At 67.5% G+C, this 15,590-nt stretch carries 15 protein-coding genes; 9 read left to right on the top strand and 6 right to left on the bottom strand.

Annotated elements, in window-relative coordinates; genetic code table 11:
• Window positions 1–129: 129 nt before the first annotated feature.
• Both K2X24_RS05120 and K2X24_RS05115 read left to right on the top strand, forming a co-directional pair.
• Window positions 130–1,029 carry an ABC transporter substrate-binding protein gene (locus K2X24_RS05120; RefSeq protein WP_292495346.1) on the top strand — a complete coding sequence of 300 codons (900 nt, stop codon included), beginning with the start codon at window positions 130–132 and terminating at the stop codon, window positions 1,027–1,029.
• 4 nt (window positions 1,030–1,033) lie between these two features.
• Complete coding sequence (locus K2X24_RS05115) at window positions 1,034–2,077, top strand: LLM class flavin-dependent oxidoreductase (protein ID WP_056488678.1); 1,044 nt, start codon at window positions 1,034–1,036, stop codon at window positions 2,075–2,077.
• 3 nt (window positions 2,078–2,080) lie between these two features.
• Here K2X24_RS05115 and K2X24_RS05110 read toward each other — a convergent pair whose 3' ends face one another.
• From K2X24_RS05110 to K2X24_RS05090, 5 genes are read right to left on the bottom strand one after another with little or no spacing between them, the layout of a single operon-like run.
• A complete protein-coding gene (locus K2X24_RS05110) occupies window positions 2,081–2,524 on the bottom strand; it encodes a YeeE/YedE family protein (protein ID WP_056488675.1) in 444 nt (147 codons plus the stop codon).
• Window positions 2,521–2,934, bottom strand: coding sequence for a YeeE/YedE thiosulfate transporter family protein (locus K2X24_RS05105; RefSeq protein ID WP_056488672.1), 414 nt, complete (start codon window positions 2,932–2,934; stop codon window positions 2,521–2,523). Before K2X24_RS05105 ends, K2X24_RS05110 begins: the two co-directional genes overlap by 4 nt.
• Window positions 2,935–2,990: 56 nt before the next feature.
• Window positions 2,991–3,908 carry an ABC transporter permease gene (locus K2X24_RS05100; protein ID WP_056488669.1) on the bottom strand — a complete coding sequence of 306 codons (918 nt, stop codon included), beginning with the start codon at window positions 3,906–3,908 and terminating at the stop codon, window positions 2,991–2,993.
• A complete protein-coding gene (locus K2X24_RS05095) occupies window positions 3,905–4,816 on the bottom strand; it encodes an ABC transporter ATP-binding protein (RefSeq protein ID WP_292495311.1) in 912 nt (303 codons plus the stop codon). Before K2X24_RS05095 ends, K2X24_RS05100 begins: the two co-directional genes overlap by 4 nt.
• A 10-nt stretch (window positions 4,817–4,826) precedes the next feature.
• A complete protein-coding gene (locus tag K2X24_RS05090; RefSeq protein ID WP_292495310.1) occupies window positions 4,827–5,861 on the bottom strand; it encodes an ABC transporter substrate-binding protein in 1,035 nt (344 codons plus the stop codon).
• A gap of 534 nt (window positions 5,862–6,395) precedes the next feature.
• On the opposite strand from K2X24_RS05090, the gene soxC reads away from it, so the two are divergent.
• The 6 genes from soxC to K2X24_RS05060 all read left to right on the top strand — a co-directional run bounded on the left by soxC (window position 6,396) and on the right by K2X24_RS05060 (window position 13,477).
• A complete protein-coding gene (gene soxC, locus K2X24_RS05085) occupies window positions 6,396–7,646 on the top strand; it encodes a sulfite dehydrogenase (protein WP_056488663.1) in 1,251 nt (416 codons plus the stop codon).
• Entirely contained in the window at window positions 7,636–8,211 is a 576-nt protein-coding gene (locus K2X24_RS05080; RefSeq protein ID WP_056488749.1) for a cytochrome c, read from the top strand. Before soxC ends, K2X24_RS05080 begins: the two co-directional genes overlap by 11 nt.
• A gap of 249 nt (window positions 8,212–8,460) precedes the next feature.
• Complete coding sequence (locus tag K2X24_RS05075; protein ID WP_056180629.1) at window positions 8,461–8,652, top strand: hypothetical protein; 192 nt, start codon at window positions 8,461–8,463, stop codon at window positions 8,650–8,652.
• A 54-nt stretch (window positions 8,653–8,706) separates the two neighbouring features.
• A complete protein-coding gene (gene cysE, locus K2X24_RS05070) occupies window positions 8,707–9,570 on the top strand; it encodes a serine O-acetyltransferase (RefSeq protein ID WP_056488660.1) in 864 nt (287 codons plus the stop codon).
• A gap of 462 nt (window positions 9,571–10,032) precedes the next feature.
• On the top strand, window positions 10,033–11,424 hold the full coding sequence (locus K2X24_RS05065) for a family 2B encapsulin nanocompartment shell protein (RefSeq protein WP_292495303.1): 1,392 nt from the start codon (window positions 10,033–10,035) through the stop codon (window positions 11,422–11,424).
• Window positions 11,411–13,477 (top strand): family 2A encapsulin nanocompartment cargo protein cysteine desulfurase, encoded by a 2,067-nt coding sequence (locus K2X24_RS05060; RefSeq protein WP_292495301.1) that lies wholly within the window; start codon window positions 11,411–11,413, stop codon window positions 13,475–13,477. The genes K2X24_RS05065 and K2X24_RS05060 overlap by 14 nt, the downstream gene beginning before the upstream one ends.
• A gap of 494 nt (window positions 13,478–13,971) precedes the next feature.
• On the opposite strand, the gene K2X24_RS05055 is transcribed toward K2X24_RS05060, so the two are convergent.
• Window positions 13,972–15,018, bottom strand: a complete 1,047-nt coding sequence (locus K2X24_RS05055; RefSeq protein WP_292495299.1) for a hypothetical protein — start codon at window positions 15,016–15,018, stop codon at window positions 13,972–13,974.
• A 368-nt stretch (window positions 15,019–15,386) separates the two neighbouring features.
• Here K2X24_RS05055 and K2X24_RS05050 point away from each other — a divergent pair.
• Window positions 15,387–15,590, top strand: a 204-nt coding sequence (locus K2X24_RS05050) for a hypothetical protein (protein ID WP_292495297.1), incomplete at its 3' end; no start/stop codon positions are given.

Genomic DNA, 15,590 nt, shown 5'->3' with positions numbered 1-15,590 from the left:
GACTTGCTCCGTGCAAGACTTGCCACCCGGAGACGATTCATGACCGACGACACGCCGCGCGGGACCGTCCTGTCGCGCCGGAGGATCCTGCGCGCCGGCCTCGGGGCCGCAGCGCTGGCGCCCCTCGGGATGCCGGCGCTCCACGCTGCCGAGCGGACCGTCCGCCTGAGCTACCAGCGCTCCTCGACCCTGCTCACCGTCCTGAAGGCGAAGGGTACCCTGGACGAGCGCCTGAAGGCCCTGGGCTTCGCGCCCTCCTGGCACCTCTTCACCAGCGTGATTGAGCCGATGAACGCCGGGGCCGTCGATCTCCACGCGGACGTCGCCGACGCGGTGCCGATCTTCACCCAGGCTGCCGATGCGCCGCTCACCTTCTATGCCCGCGAGGTCGGCTCGCCCTCGGCGGAAGCCATCATCGTCCCCGAGGACTCGCCGATCCGCTCCATCGCCGACCTGAAGGGCCGCATGGTCGGCGTCTCGCGCGGGTCGGGCTGCCACTTCATCCTGGCAGCCGCCCTCAAGCGGGCGGGCCTCGCCTTCACCGACATCAAGCCGGCCTATCTCCAAGCGCCGGAGGGGCTGGCGGCCTTCGGCCAGGGCAGCCTCGACGCCTGGGTGATCTGGGACCCGTTCCTCGCTATCGCGCAGGCCAAGCGGCCGGTGCGGGTGTTGGCCGACGCCACCGGCTTGTCGAGCTACCACCGCTACTATCTCGCCAACGACCGCTTCGTAGCCGAGAACCCGGGGGTCGTCAGGATCGTCTACGACGCGCTCCGGCAAGCGGGACGCTGGGTCAAGGCCGAGCCCGATGCGGCGGTGGCGCTCCTCGCGCCGATCTGGGGCGACCTCTCCCCGGAGGTGGTCGCCACCGTGAACCGGCGCCGGACCTACGAGGTCACGCCGGTGGTGCGGTCAGAGCTCGGCGAGCAGCAGGCCATCGCCGACACCTTCCGCGAGGCCAGGCTGATTCCCCGCGACCTCGACGCGACCGCGGTGAAGATCTGGCAGCCAGCGGCGGAGCGGGGCTGAGCGCATGACCCATCCCCTCCGCTTCGGGATCTGGGCGGCCGTCCACGGCTCCCGCGCCGCCCACCACGATCCGGACGAGGCCGACGACGCCAGCTGGGACCGCAACCGCGCCCTGGTGCTGGAGGCCGAGGCCCTGGGCTTCGACGCCGTGCTCGTCGCCCAGCACACCGCCAACCCCTACGACGACGGGCGCGACCAGCTCGAGGCCTGGACCGCCTCGGCCGCCCTGGCCGCCCTGACCCGGCGCATCGAGATTATCGCGGCGATCAAGCCCGGGCTCTACCACCCCGTGGTCCTGGCCAAGATGGCCCTGCAGATCGAGCACATCGCGCAGGGGCGGTTCGCCCTCAACCTCGTGAATGCCTGGAACCGGGCCGAGTTCGAGCGAGCGGGCCTGCCCTTCCCGGCCCACGACGCGCGCTACGCCTACGGCGCCGAATGGATCGGCCTCGTCGACCGGCTGATGCGGGGCGAGCGCGTCACCCATGCGGGTCCGCACTTTCGGGTGTCGGATTACCAGCTGCGCCCGGCCGGCAGCTTCCGGCCGCGCCCGACGATCTATCTCGGCGGCGAATCCGAACCGGCCCGGGCGCTGGCGGCGAGCGAAGCCGACGTCTGGTTCATCAACGGCCAGCCCCTCGCGGATGTCGCGGCGCTGATCGCCGACGTCGCCCGCCGGCCCGCTGCCAACGGCCCCCTGCGCTACGGGCTCTCGGCCTTCGTCATCGCCCGCGAGACCGATGCGGCGGCGCAGGCCGAACACGCGCGCCTCCTGGCCCTGGCCGACCGCGACGCGGGCCTGCGGGCGGACACCCGGGCGCGTACGGACACGGCGAGCGTGATGTTCGCCAAGACCGACGCCGCGGCCTCCCGCCATGTCGGGACCAACGGCGGCACCGCCGCCGGACTCGTCGGCAGCTACGACACCGTCGCGTCCCGCATCCGCGCCTTCCATGCCGCCGGCATCGAGCTCTTCATGCTGCAATTCCAGCCATTCGAGGCCGAGATGCGGCGCTTCGCAGAGAAGGTCTTATCCCGGGTACGCTGAGATTCAGGCCCGGGCGACGAACCGCTGGTGGACGGCCATGCCCACCAGCATGGCGGCGACGAAGATCGCCACGGGCAACGCCCCCGTCGACAGGGCCGCCACGGCGGGGCCGGGACAGAGGCCCGACAAGCCCCAGCCGATCCCGAACAGGGCCGCGCCCCCGATCAACGGCTGGTCGATCCGGCGGTTCGTCGGCAACTCGAAGGCGGCTGCCAGGGCCGGGCGCGGCAGGCGCCGGGCCAGAGCGTAGCCGAGGCCGGCGACGCTCACCGCGCCGCCGAGCACGAAGGCCAGGGTCGGGTCCCAGGCCTGACGCCCGTCGAAGGCGCCGGTCACGTCGAGGAAGCCCTGGACCCGGGCCGGGTCGAGCATGCCCGAGAGCGACAGGCCGAGCCCGAAGATCAGTCCGGCGGCGAGGGCCGCGAGCAGCCGGAGCGCCGCGCTCACGCCAGCGCCCGCAACAGGGCGGCGGTGAGCATGCCGGCCCCCAGGAAGGTCAGGACCGCCGCCAGCGAGCGGGCCGAGAGCCGGGCGAGGCCGGCGACACCGTGGCCGCTGGTGCAGCCCGAGCCGAGGCGCGTGCCGAATCCGACGAGGAGGCCGGCGACGGCGAGCACCGGCAGCGGGGCGACGAACCGCATCGCCGGCCAGGCCCCGGTGGCGAGGGCGAAGACCGGCGGCCCGGCGATCAGGCCGGCGACGAAGGCGGCATCGACCCACCGGCGCAGGCCCCGATCCCGGCCGAGGCCGGCCACGAGGCCGCTGATCCCCGCGATGCGCCCGTTCAGGAGCATCAGGAGCGCCACCGACAGGCCGACCAGCGCGCCGCCGGCGAACCCTGACGCATAGGTGTTCATCGGGATGGGTCCTGCTCCGCCACCGCGTGTCGCCTCATACTCTACCGAGCCCTATCCTAGCGGGCCATGCCCCAGCGCCGCACGGTCAGCCGCTCGAAGGCCGCGAACACGAGGTTCTCGACCACGAGGCCGATGACGATGACCAGGACGAGCCCGGCGAAGACCCGGTCGGTGTAGAGCTCGTTGCGGTTCTGGAAGATGTACCAGCCGAGGCCACCCCGCCCCGAGGAAGCCCCGAACACGAGCTCGGCCGCGATCAGGGTGCGCCAGGCGAAGGCCCAGCCGATCTTCAGGCCGGACAGGATCGCCGGCAGGGCGGCCGGGATCAGGATCTGCAGGACGTAGGACGGCCCGCGCAGGCCGTAGTTGCGCCCCGCCATCCGCAGGGTCTCGGGTACGCCCTGGAAGCCCGCATAGGTGTTGAGCGCCATCGGCCACAGCACCGAGTGGATCAGCACGAAGATCAGGCTGCCGGAGCCGAGGCCGAACCAGAGCAGGGCGAGCGGCAGCAGGGCGATGGCCGGCAGCGGATTGAACATCGCCGTCAGGGTCGAGAGCAGGTCGCGGCCGAACTGCGTCGAGACCGCGAGCGTCGTCAGCCCGAAGGCCAGCACGATGCCGGCGAGGTAGCCCTGCACCAGCACGGTGAGCGAGATCCGCATCCGGTCGATGAGCTCGCCGTTGGCGAGGCCGTCGAAGAGGGCCGACATCGTGGCCAGGAATCCGGGCAGCAGCAGGTCGTTGTCCTGCCAGCGCGCCAGCCCCTCCCAGACCAGCGCCAGGGCGGCGATGATCAGGCCCTTGCGCAGCCAGTCTCGCTGCCACAGCCGCGCGCCGAGCGGCAGCGTGCGTTCCACCGGTGCCTCCACGAAGGGCGCGAGCACCCGGTCGTATTCCGGGCGGACCGGCGGCACCAGATCGCGCGGGACGCGGTTCCGGGTGAAGCGATCGGGGCGGGTCGCGGACGCGCTCATCGGGCCGCCTCCGCAGGGGCGTCGGTCTCGAACAGACGCGCGTGCAGCCGCTGCACCGCTCCCTGGAAGGCCTCGCTGCCGATGCTGGAGAGATCGAAGGCGTGGCTGTTGAACTCCGCCCGCACCCGGCCGGGATGGGGCGAGAGCAGGGCCACCCGGTTGCCGACCACGAGCGCCTCCTCGATCGAATGCGTGACGAAGAGCAGGGTGAAGCGGGCCTCGTCCCAGAGGGCGAGCAGCTCTTCCTGCATCCGCCGCCGGGTCAGGGCGTCGAGCGCCGCGAAGGGCTCGTCCATCATCAGCACCCGGGGCTGCATCGCCAGGGCGCGGGCGATGGCGACGCGTTGCTTCATGCCGCCCGAGAGCTGGTGCGGGTAGCTGTCGGCGAAGGGGGTGAGCCCGACCTTGTCGATGTAGTGGCGCGCGCGCTCCTGCGCCTCCCGCCGGCCGAGCGCCTTGGCGGCGCGCAGCGGGAAGGCGACGTTCTGCGCCACCGTCTTCCAGGGCGGCAGCTGATCGAATTCCTGGAACACCACAATGCGGTCGGGCCCGGGCGCCCGCACCGGAGCGCCCGCTAGGGTGATCGCGCCCTCCACCGGCGTGATAAAGCCGGCCGCTGCTTTCAGCAGGGTGGACTTGCCGCAGCCCGATGGCCCGAGCAGGACGAAGCGGTCGCCCGCATGGATGTCGAGGTCGATCCGGTGCGTGGCCCGCACCACCCGCTGCGGCGTGCGGTATTCCAGGGTGACGCCGCGGATCTGCAGCAGGGGCGACGGGTCGGGCGCGGGGGGAGGCGCGGGCTCCGGTGCCGGCCGGGCGGGCGCGGCGTCGCGCCGGCCGCCGTCGCGCGGGCGCGGCTCGGCCAGTTCGAGAACGGAGAGGTCGGACAGGGTGGCGGCGCAGAGCATCGCGGGCCGCTCAGCTGCCGGTATCGATGCGCGGATCGGCGAAGAAGTAGTCGCCGATGGCCTGGGGCGCGGACTTGATCGCCCCGACCCGATGCATGAACTGGCCCAGCCCGAGGGTGTTCTCCGGCGCCACCTTGAAGGTCACGGCCGGGTTGGTGATGATCGTCTTGAGCAGCGCCGGATCGAGCTTGCTGTTGGTCGTCCGGACGTAGATTTCGGCCGCCTTGTCGGGGTTCTCGGTGATGAACTTCGCCGCCTCGTCGAGCGCGTCCAGGAAGGCCTTGTAGGTCTTCGGGCTGGATTTGTAGAACGCCTCCGTCCCGTAGAGCACTGTCGAGGAGGACGGGCCGCCCTGGACGTCGTACGAATTCAGGACGATGCGCGCCTTGGGGTTCTCGGCCAGTTCCTGGTCCTGGAAGGGCGGGTTGCCGAAATGGCCGGTGATCTCGGTGCCGCCCTTGATGATCGCGGCGGCCGCCTCCGGGTGCGGGACCGCGACGCTGATCCGGTCGAGCTTGGCGAAGTCCTTGTCGCCCCAGAGCTTGGCCGAGGCCCATTGCAGGATGCGCGACTGCACCGAGACGCCCACCGCCGGAACCGCGATCCGGTCCTTCTCACCGAAGTCGGCGATGCTCTTCACGTCGGGATTGTTGGTGACGAGGTAGTAGGGAAAGTTGCCGAGCGAGGCGATGCCCTTGACGTTCTGCCGGCCCCGGGTGCGGTCCCAGAGGGTGAAGAGCGGCCCGACGCCGGCCCCTGCGACCTCGATGTTGCCTGACAGCAGCGCGTCGTTGACGGCCGAGCCGCCCGAGAGCTGGACGTAGTCGACCTTGATGTTGAGGCCGGCTGCCTTGCCGTGCTTCTCGATGAGCTTCTGGTCCTCGACCACGTTGAGGAGCAGGTAGACGACGCCGAATTGCTTGGCGATCCGCAACTGTCCCTCGGCCGCCGCCGCGCCGCCGGCGAGCGACGCGCACAGAGCAAGCACGCCGATCAGTGCACCCGCCAGCCGCCGCGAGAGGAAGGTGTGTTGCCTGGTCGTCATCGTGTTCGCCGCCGACATGTCTGGAGAAGCTGTCTTATCTGAAGACAATTCAAGTGAACTGGGTCGTTCAAAAGCCCTGGATCAATGAAGAAGATGGTATCCTGTGTTCGAGGCGGGTCAATAAAAACGCTGTCTTTATTCCGGTCGCTCCGGAGATTGTTCGTATTTCACGTTCGGTCTTCGGGAGAGTATTTCTCCCGACGTGCAAATTAGCGCCGGAAGCCCCGCTCCGATGCGGGCAAGTGCCGCTCCTTTCGCCAGCGCTCTCTGCTGGCGTTGCGCCCTCCGCGGAAACCGGAGCCCGGTCGAACGTCTTGGCAAGAATTTCACCCCGGAACCGGCTCGTCCGGAGGCTATTTCTCTCGCAGTCCGCTGAAAATGGAAAGATCATTTCGTTGATCGCCCCGCCTGAATACAGTTGAATGCTGGACTTCGGGGCATCGTCGATCCGGCACACTCGCGCACCGTCGCGTGCGGCCTTCGTGCCCCGATCCTACCCACTCTCGTGCGGATTCCGTCCCATGTCCCTTGCCCATGCCCCCTGACGCACTGCGCCGGCTCGCACATCGACGCAGTTTCCTCCGCCTCGCCGCCGGCGCCGCCGGTGGGGTCGGGTTCGCCGCGAGGGCCCGCGCCGCGGGCGCCGTGGAGCCCCTGGAGGTTCCCCCGTGGAGCCGCACCCCCGGGGCGCCGGTGGCCTCGCCGGCCTATGGTCAGCCGTCTTCCTTCGAGCGGCTGGGACGACGGCCCCGCACGCCGCCGCCCTTCCCGGGGGCGGCGTCGACGGGCACGCCGCTTCAGCACCTACATGGAATCATCACCCCGAACGGGCTCCATTTCGAGCGTCACCATGCCGGCGTGCCGGCGATCGACCCGGACCGGCACCGGCTGGCGATCCACGGTCTGGTGGAGCGCCCCCTCGTCCTGACCATGGACGACCTGGTGCGGATGCCCGCCGTGTCGCGCATCCACTTCCTCGAATGCTCGGGCAACACGCCCTGGCTCGGGGCCAAGCCGTCCTGGACCCTGCAGGAGAGCCACGGCCTGCTCTCCTGCTCCGAGTGGACCGGGGTCGAGCTCTCCACCTTGCTCGACGAGGTCGGCGTGAAGCCGGGGGCCGCCTGGATCCTCGCCGAGGGCGCCGACGCCTCGGGAATGAGCCGCAGCCTTCCCCTCGACCTCGCCCGCGACGGGGCGATCCTGGCCTATGCCCAGAACGGCGAGCGCCTGCGGCCGGAGCAGGGCTATCCCCTGCGGCTGTTCGTGCCGGGCGTGGAGGGCAACCTCAGCGTCAAGTGGCTGCGCCGCCTCAAGGTCGGCGACCAGCCGTTCCAGACCCGCGAAGAGACCGCGAAGTACACCGACCTGATGCCGGACGGCACGGCCCGGCAGTTCACCTTCGTGATGGAGGCCAAATCCGTCATCACCACGCCTTCGGGCGGCGAGCGCCTGGGCGCGCCGGGCTTCCGCGAGATCCGGGGCCTCGCCTGGACCGGGCGAGGGCGGATCGCCCGGGTCGAGGTCTCGACGGACGGGGGCGCTCGCTGGCAGGCGGCGACCCTCGAGGGTCCGGTCCTGCCGCGCTGCCTCACCCGGTTCCGGCTGCCCTGGCGCTGGGAGGGCGGCCCGGCCCAGCTCCTCAGCCGCGCCACCGACGAGACCGGCTACGTCCAGCCCGACCGCGCCGCCCTGATCGCGGTTCGGGGCACCCAGTCCTTCTACCACAACAACGCGACGTTCGGCTGGCAGGTCGCCGCCGATGGAGGCGTCAGCCATGCGGGTTAGCCTCCTCGGAACCCTTGCCTGCCTTGTCCTGACCGGTGCGGCCCTGGCCGATCCCAGTGGGCCCGCCGCCAGCCTGCACCGCCCGTCGGATCGCCTCGGCCTCGGCCAAGCGGCCACACCCGAACGCTTGGCCGCCTGGGATATCGACGTCCGGGCCGACGGCCGGGGCCTGCCTCCGGGCCACGGCAGCGTCCGCGACGGCGCTGCCCTGTTCGGGGCTCGCTGTGCGGCCTGCCACGGGGCGAAGGGCGAAGGCGGCGCGGCCGACGTTCTCGTGGGCGGCCAGGGCTCCCTCGCCACACCGAAGCCGGTCCGGACTGTGGGCAGCTACTGGCCCTACGCCACCACCTTATTCGACTACATCCGCCGCGCCATGCCCTTCGATGCGCCGCAATCCCTCAGCGCGGACGAGACCTACGCCCTGAGCGCCTACGTTCTCCACCTCAATGGCCTCCTGCCGGAGGATGCCGCGCTGGACGCCGGCACGCTCCCGGCGGTGGCGATGCCGAACCGGAACGGCTTCACCAGGGACGCGCGCCCCGACATCCCGGTGCCGGCCCGCTGAGCCGGCCGGAATCGCCCGCGCAGGACAAGCCTGCTCCCGGGACCCGTTCGGGAGGAAGGCTGTGCCCGCGGGCGGGCGATCTTTGGAAACCGCTCTCATTGACCCTGGAGGCCCCGGATCGGCACACTTCCCCGAGGCGCGGCCCCTCCCGTCCGCGCCCCGCGACGGCCCGCTCGCGGACCCCGGACCGCGCCACCGGCACCCCCTCGCCACCCTCCTCGAGCGACGACGTACAGACCGGAGAAAACGATGGTTCTCGGAGATCAGGTTGTGTTCGCCCGGCTCGACGTGGCCGATGCCCTCGGCATCTGGCGCCACGCCACCGGTCGCATCGTCGACGTCCTGCCGGCCCGGGACGGGGCGCAGGTGGTGGACGTGCAGTTCGAGGGGCACGGCCTCCTGGTGGGCTACATCGCCGCTCTGTTCCAGCGCGTCGGGTGAGGCCGATGCCGCCGCGCACCGCCCGGACCTCGCGATCCGCATGAGCCTATCCGCATGACCGCCGGCAGCCAGGCCTCGCGCGGTCCCAGCAACCTCCTGCGCCCGCCCCTGCGCAGCGTGAGCCAGACCACGGCCGGCTCGGACGTCTGGCGGGCGATGCGCGCCGAGGCGGAGGCGGCCCTGATCGAAGAGCCGCTCTATGCCGGCATCATCCAGGCGACGGTGCTCGACCAGCCGAGCCTGGTCCACGCCTTCGCCTACCGCCTCGCCCATCGCCTCGGCGACGGCGACCTCGCGCGGCTCTCCACCCGCGACCTCTGCCTCTCGGCCTTCGAGGCCGACCCGCATGCGGGCGAGCACGCCGTGCGCGACCTCGTGGCCATCCGCGAGCGCGACCCGACCTGCCGGCGCTACCTCGACCCCTTCCTGTTCTACAAGGGGCTCGCCGCCCTGGAGGGCTACCGGGTGGCGCACTGGCTCTGGCACCAGGGCCGCGCAACCCTGGCGCTGCACATCCAGAGCCGGATCTCCGAGGTGTTCGGCGCCGACATCCACCCGGCGGCGCGGATTGGCTCGGGTGTCTTCATCGACCACGCCACCGGCGTCGTCATCGGCGAGACCACGGTGATCGCCGACGACGTCTCAATCCTGCAATCGGTGACGCTCGGGGGCAACGGCAAGGAGAGCGGCGACCGCCACCCGAAGATCGAGCGCGGCGTGCTCCTCAGCGTCGGCGCCAAGGTGCTCGGCAACATCCGGGTCGGCGAGGGCGCGAAGGTGGCCGCCGCGGCCGTCGTCCTGCACGACGTACCAGCCCACACCACCGTGGCGGGCGTGCCGGCCCGCGTCGTGTCGCGAATCACTGCCGCCGAGGACCCCGCCCAGACCATGGACCAGTTCTTCGGCGACGGAATCTGAGGGTTCGGGGGCCGGACGGGCGGACTCGAGGGCTTCGGTGGAGCCGACTTTCCATCCTAGGGCAAACGCAGCGACCTGCCGCGTGCACGGGTCACCCCTGCTAGGCGGATGGCTCACGGACCAGATTGTTCCAACCGTTTCTCCAGATCACCCTCTTTGGAGAATGGTATTCTCTATTTATCCATTGCATAAGCAACCTATTCTGCATACGAACGAATTATAGTTATATTCGTCTAATACAGGCTATATTTTAGAATATTATTCCATTGACGCTGGGTCGCCACCACGATTAGTACCGCATTACATCCAGCGCAGTGCAAATAATCGCGCCGGATATGACAAGAATTAGATGTGGTCGCTGCAGCGTTATTCTTGAGCGCGCAGTCGCTCGACTGTGGCCGCGCCGATCCATGGCCGGATTCGCACGCCATCACCCGACAATCCAGACGGAGACGACCAACCATGAGCGGACAGGGGCAGAGCGTGGGCGCATCCGCAGCACGCAATCTATCGACGGCGACCGTCACGTCGGTCCAGAACCTCGCCAACACCCCGCGCTGGCTCCTGCGGCTCCTGCCCTTCGTCAACGTGGATGGCGGCGTCTACCGCGTGAACCGGCGCGCCGTCGTGCTGGCCAAGCCCGGCCGCATCGCGTTCGCCGCCGCCGACAAGGGGCGCGCGATCAGCCCCGCTTCCTTACGCGCCGTGCCGCCGTTCAGCCGGCTGGGCGATGCCGAACTCGCGGCCCTCGCCGATCGGTTCACCGAGAGCAAGCACAGCGCCGGCGAGACGATCTCGGACGGTGGCGCGGGCGATCGCCGCCTGACCATCGTCGTCGACGGCACCGTCGAGCTGTCCCTGTCCGGCCCCTACCAGAACCGCCTGCGCTCGGGGCTCGCCACACGCGGCGACTTCTTCGGCGACGACACCCTCACGGGCGACGGCCAGCCCGCGCCCGCCGTCAAGGCGCTCTCGGCCGTCACGCTGCTGACCCTCGACCGGGCGGCCCTGGACGACGACGCCGTCAAGAATCGCATCGCGCAGTATGTCGAGGAGCGTGACCGTCTGAAGGGTCACACCAACAGCCACGGCGAGCAGGGCATCGAGCTGCTCGCGGTGCAGACCGGCGCGCCGCGCCTGCCGAGCACCTTCGTGGATTACGAGATCGACCCGCGCGAGTACCACCTCTCCACGATCCAGACGATCCTCAACACCCATACCCGCGTCACCGACCTCTACTCCAACGAGATCGACCAGCTGCGCGAGCAGATCCGCCTCACGGTCGACGCCGTGAAGGAGCGGGAGGAGTGGGAGCTGCTCAACAATTCCGAGTTCGGCCTGCTGAACGAGGTCGGCGGACGCCAGCGCATCCCCACCCGCGGCGGCCCGCCGACCCCGGACGACCTCGACGAGCTGCTGACGCTGGTATGGAAGAAGCCCGCGTTCTTCGTGGCGCATCCCCGCGCCATCGCGGCCTTCGGCCGGGAAGCCACCCGCCGCGGCGTGCCCCCGGTGGTGATCCACCTGTTCGGTGCGCCGTTCATCACCTGGCGCGGCGTGCCGCTGGTGCCGAGCGACAAGCTGCCGATCGACATCGATCCGGTCAGCGGTGCCCAGACCACCTCGATCCTGCTGCTGCGCGTCGGCGAGGGCGAGCAGGGCGTGGTCGGCCTGCAGAAGTCCGGCGTCACCGGTGAGATCGAGCCGGGCCTGTCGGTGCGCTACATGGGCACCAACGACCATTCCATCGCCTCGCACCTGGTGACCCGCTACTTCTCCGCCGCCGTGCTGGTGGAGGACGCCATCGCACGCCTCGATAACGTTCTGCTGGGCAACTACCATGACTACGCCTGAGGCCGGCGTGTTGGGATCCTCGGCCTTCGGCCTCCCCACGGGCGCGGCCGGCGACTCCGCCGGTTCCTTGGCGCATGCCGACCTCGTCGGGCGCCTCGCCCGCGAGATCTACCGCCAGGGCCAGGCGGCGTCCGCGCCGCTGGCCCCCGAGCTGCCCGCGCCGCAGGGTCCCCAGGGTCTGGAGAGCCTTCCCCAGGCCCCCGGGCAGCCATTGCTTCCGGGTACCATCATTGGTACGCCCTTGGTGCCCTCGGGCGCCCTGCCGTCGGGCCTCGGGGCGCGCAACGTCGGTGGCCCGAGCATCGGGCTACCGGGCCTGACCGGGCCGTCGGCCGCCAACCCGTTCGGCGCCACACCAGCGCCGGCGGGCGCCGGTTTCCTCGACACGGCGACGATCCCCTCGGTCCATCCCCTCGCCGACTCCCTGTCGGCGAGACGCAGCCTGCCGGAGTTCTTCGTCCCCACCGTGCCGGAAGTGGCTGCCTTCCTGCCCGGCGGCCAGGACTTGCACCGGACGATCGCGAGAGTCCATCCGCGCGCAAACGCCTTCGCGCACGCGATCGCACCGAGCCTCGTGCCGGCCGATCCCTCGAAGCGAGGCGGGGACGTCGCCCAGGCAAACTTCCAGCGCACAGGGCGCCTTTCGGGCGAGCCCGTCCACTCGGCGCAGCCGGGCGGTAACGCGGCGTCCGCGTCGGGCGACTATTATTTCCTGTCCGATTCTTCCCCGACGCAGTCCCGGCGCGTCTCGCGGCCCCACGCCTCCCCGCGCGCCGAGCCCTCGCGGCACGGTGGGCCGGCCCCGCGCGTGACCGCCCACGGATCGAGCCCAGTGGCGGCGCCCTTCGATGTCGAGCGCGTCCGCAAGGATTTCCCGGCCCTTCACCAGAGGGTCAACGGGCACCCCCTGGTCTGGCTCGACAATGCGGCCACCACCCATAAGCCGCAGAGCGTCATCGACGCCACGTCCGAGTTCTACGCGCGCCACAACTCGAACATCCACCGGGCCGCCCACACACTGGCGGCGCGCTCCACCGACCTGTTCGAGGGCGGGCGCGAGAAGGTCCGGCGCTTCCTCAACGCCCCCTCCAAGGACGACATCGTCTTCCTGCGTGGCACCACGGAGGCGATCAACCTCGTGGCCAACGCGTATGGCCGCGCCAACATCGGTCCAGGCGACGAGATCATCGTCTCTCAGATCGAGCACCACGCCAACATCGTGCCCTGGCAGCTCCTGACCCAGGCCACGGGCGCGACCCTGCGGGTGATCCCGGTGGACGACCGCGGTGAGATCATCTTCGAGCAGTTCGCCGCCCTGCTCTCGGGCCGCACCAGGATCGTCTCGGTGACCCACGTCGCGAACGCCCTCGGCACCATCAACCCGGTCCGTGAGATCATCGCACTGTCCCACGCCTACGGCGTGCCGGTGCTGGTGGATGCGGCGCAGTCCTCGCCCCACATCCCCCTCGACGTGCAGGCGCTCGATGCCGACTTCCTTGTCTTCTCCGGCCACAAGGTGTTCGGGCCGACGGGAATCGGCGCCCTCTACGGCAAGAAGCACCTCCTGGAGGCGATGCCGCCCTGGCAGGGCGGCGGCCACATGATCGAGGACGTCACCTTCACGAAGACCGTCTACAAGGGCGCGCCGGAGAAGTTCGAGGCCGGCACGCCCGACATTGCCGGCGCGGTCGGCCTCGGCGCCGCCCTCGACTACCTGGAAGGGGTCGGCCTGCCCGGCATCGCCGCCTACGAGCACGATCTGCTGGACTACGCGCAGGCCGGCCTCGCCGACGTGAAGGGTCTGCGCCTGATCGGCACCGCCCGCCAGAAGGCGAGCGTGATGTCCTTCGTCATCGACGGGCACGAGAACGAGGCGGTGGCCCACCATCTCGACGCACGCGGCATCGCGGTGCGATCGGGCCACCATTGCGCCCTGCCCGCCCTGCGCCGTTTCGGCGTCGACCAGTCGGTGCGGGCCTCGCTGGCCTTCTACAATACCCGGGCGGACGTGGACGCCTTCCTGAAGGCGCTGCACAGTCTTCCACGGCGATAGGACGAGGAGATCTCGCCTCGTCCGGGTTCCGAGAAGACCGGTCGTTGTGGTCTGCAATCCGACGGCCATTGCGGCCGCATCTACAACCGGGTTGGGTCGGAAGCGGGATGGCTGCTTGGGGTGGATTTCCGCCAGTCGGCTTCTGGGCGCCAGATCGGACGAGCGGACGTTCCGCGATATTCAGCAGGCGGGTTTGGATAATTTGCTGCAGATATATAAAACTCCGACGTTGAGCCACCCAACTCCAAAATGGAACCGTGTCGCACCTCCCGTCCGCAAACGGCTCGGCTGCATCGTCGATGTCCCAATAATATCTGAAATGACAGGATACCGATCGTTCTACAGCGCTGAACCATTCTTTGGGAACGACACCACTGGTTTCTATGGCCGGCCCGATAGAGCTTGCTCCGGCGAACTGGCCGAAACAGCACGCCCGATGCATGAGTTATAAGCAACTAAGCCGCGCGCACGCAAGCTGATGACAAGTTTTGCGATTATCTTGCACACTGATACTCAACGATCTTGTCAAGATCGTCCGGAAAGTCGTTTTTCAGATCGAGAAGCTTTTTATAAAAAAGATCTTCATCTGTGCTAGGAAACATGAATTCCTGCGTTAGGCCATTGTCATATTCGAAATCTTTATCGAGTTCTATTATGCAATCGATGTCTGTTATAGCTATATTTCTTTCATAATCTCCTATCAGTGGAAGCCCACAACTCTGACGAATGATCCGCTCGGGTCGATGCTTCTTGAAGAAATCGAAATCACGTATCAGATATTCTGTCCTATTCACTGACGGCATGGTGAATCGGAACAGGTACAATACTCCTTGGTGCTCGCCTTTCGAGATCGACCGGTAAAATGCTTTTCCTTGCTCGTCCCTCATAAATTGATTGGTTGCAAAGAAGAGCGCCGAGCGAATATCGAAGGCAAGATCCAGCCCCCTGGTCTGCGTTGCGTAGTGTTGCTCGGTCCTCATTAAATCGTAGCTAAATTGGTCGCCTAGACCGCTGTATTCATCGTGATCTTCTATAATACCAGTCAAAAATTCGAACGTTCGATGCTCGTTTACGTCGGCAGCTAAGGAGTATTTATCTGTTCCTTGACGGTACGCCCCCGGCATAATCGAAATCTCACGGCCCGATGCATCACTGCGTAACGGGTTCGGAATACGACGACGAACATAGTACTCACGGGGCTGACCTCGGAAAGTCAGTGATCCGTCCTGGGCGTATCTGGCTAAGTGTTTAGTCCTGAGTATTTCTTGAACATCAGCAAACGATTTCGCGCAAATACGGTGAAATGGCGGTAAATTATTCGAAATTGGTCTCTCGCCTTTAATGTGGGAAATAAAATCAACCGTAGAAAAACTGCTCGAGAATTGTTTGCTTCCGTAAAAAGGATCACTTACTGTCGTATACAATCCCCTGGAAGGGTCACTCCAAGTCCTGAAGAAATATCCAGAATCGATAACGTCTTCTATAATCTGCTCAGATACATCATTTTCTCTCAAGTGTTTGATGAGACTATCCTGTTTCATTAAACTTCCTCGTTTGCTCGTGCAATATCTTGGACTGCACGCTGTCATCGCACGGTCGCTTGAGAGTTTGCTAAAGGCGTATGAAGCGGAGGGTGCTTTGTCCTAGCAGAGTCGTTCCGTTTAGTAACTTATGGCTTGGCCTTATTTAACGTCCGCTTCGGAGGAGCCACCTAGGGCGCTGGAACGGCGAAAATGGGTCGGGACCCGCCTGTCCGCATTCGTCTGGATCGGGTGAATCTCCGCCGGTCCGCTGTGGGGTGGCAATGCAATGAGGCCGAAATTCAAGCACTTCGCGGCGCATAACAGGCTCAACCCTGTAAGACCCTATCAGCTGCGTTGGCTCCATCTCCAGCCTGTAATCGGAGCGCATGCTGTACGCCGATCCATGCTTCTGTTCCCAATATTTCGTACCGCATTTCAAATATTTAGTTTATTCGTTCGTGATTAAGGCTAACTTCTTTGAGAGTGGCGCAGCCCAAGGGCAGGATTCTTGGAGAAACGAGTCAAACCCGATTGAGACGATCATTCGAGCCGAGGCCGAAATTGAGATAAACTTTGCTGAGAAATCACAC

The organism is Methylobacterium sp., assembly GCF_019750675.1.
GTDB lineage: Bacteria > Pseudomonadota > Alphaproteobacteria > Rhizobiales > Beijerinckiaceae > Methylobacterium.
This window is presented reverse-complemented; position numbering and strand designations above follow the sequence as displayed.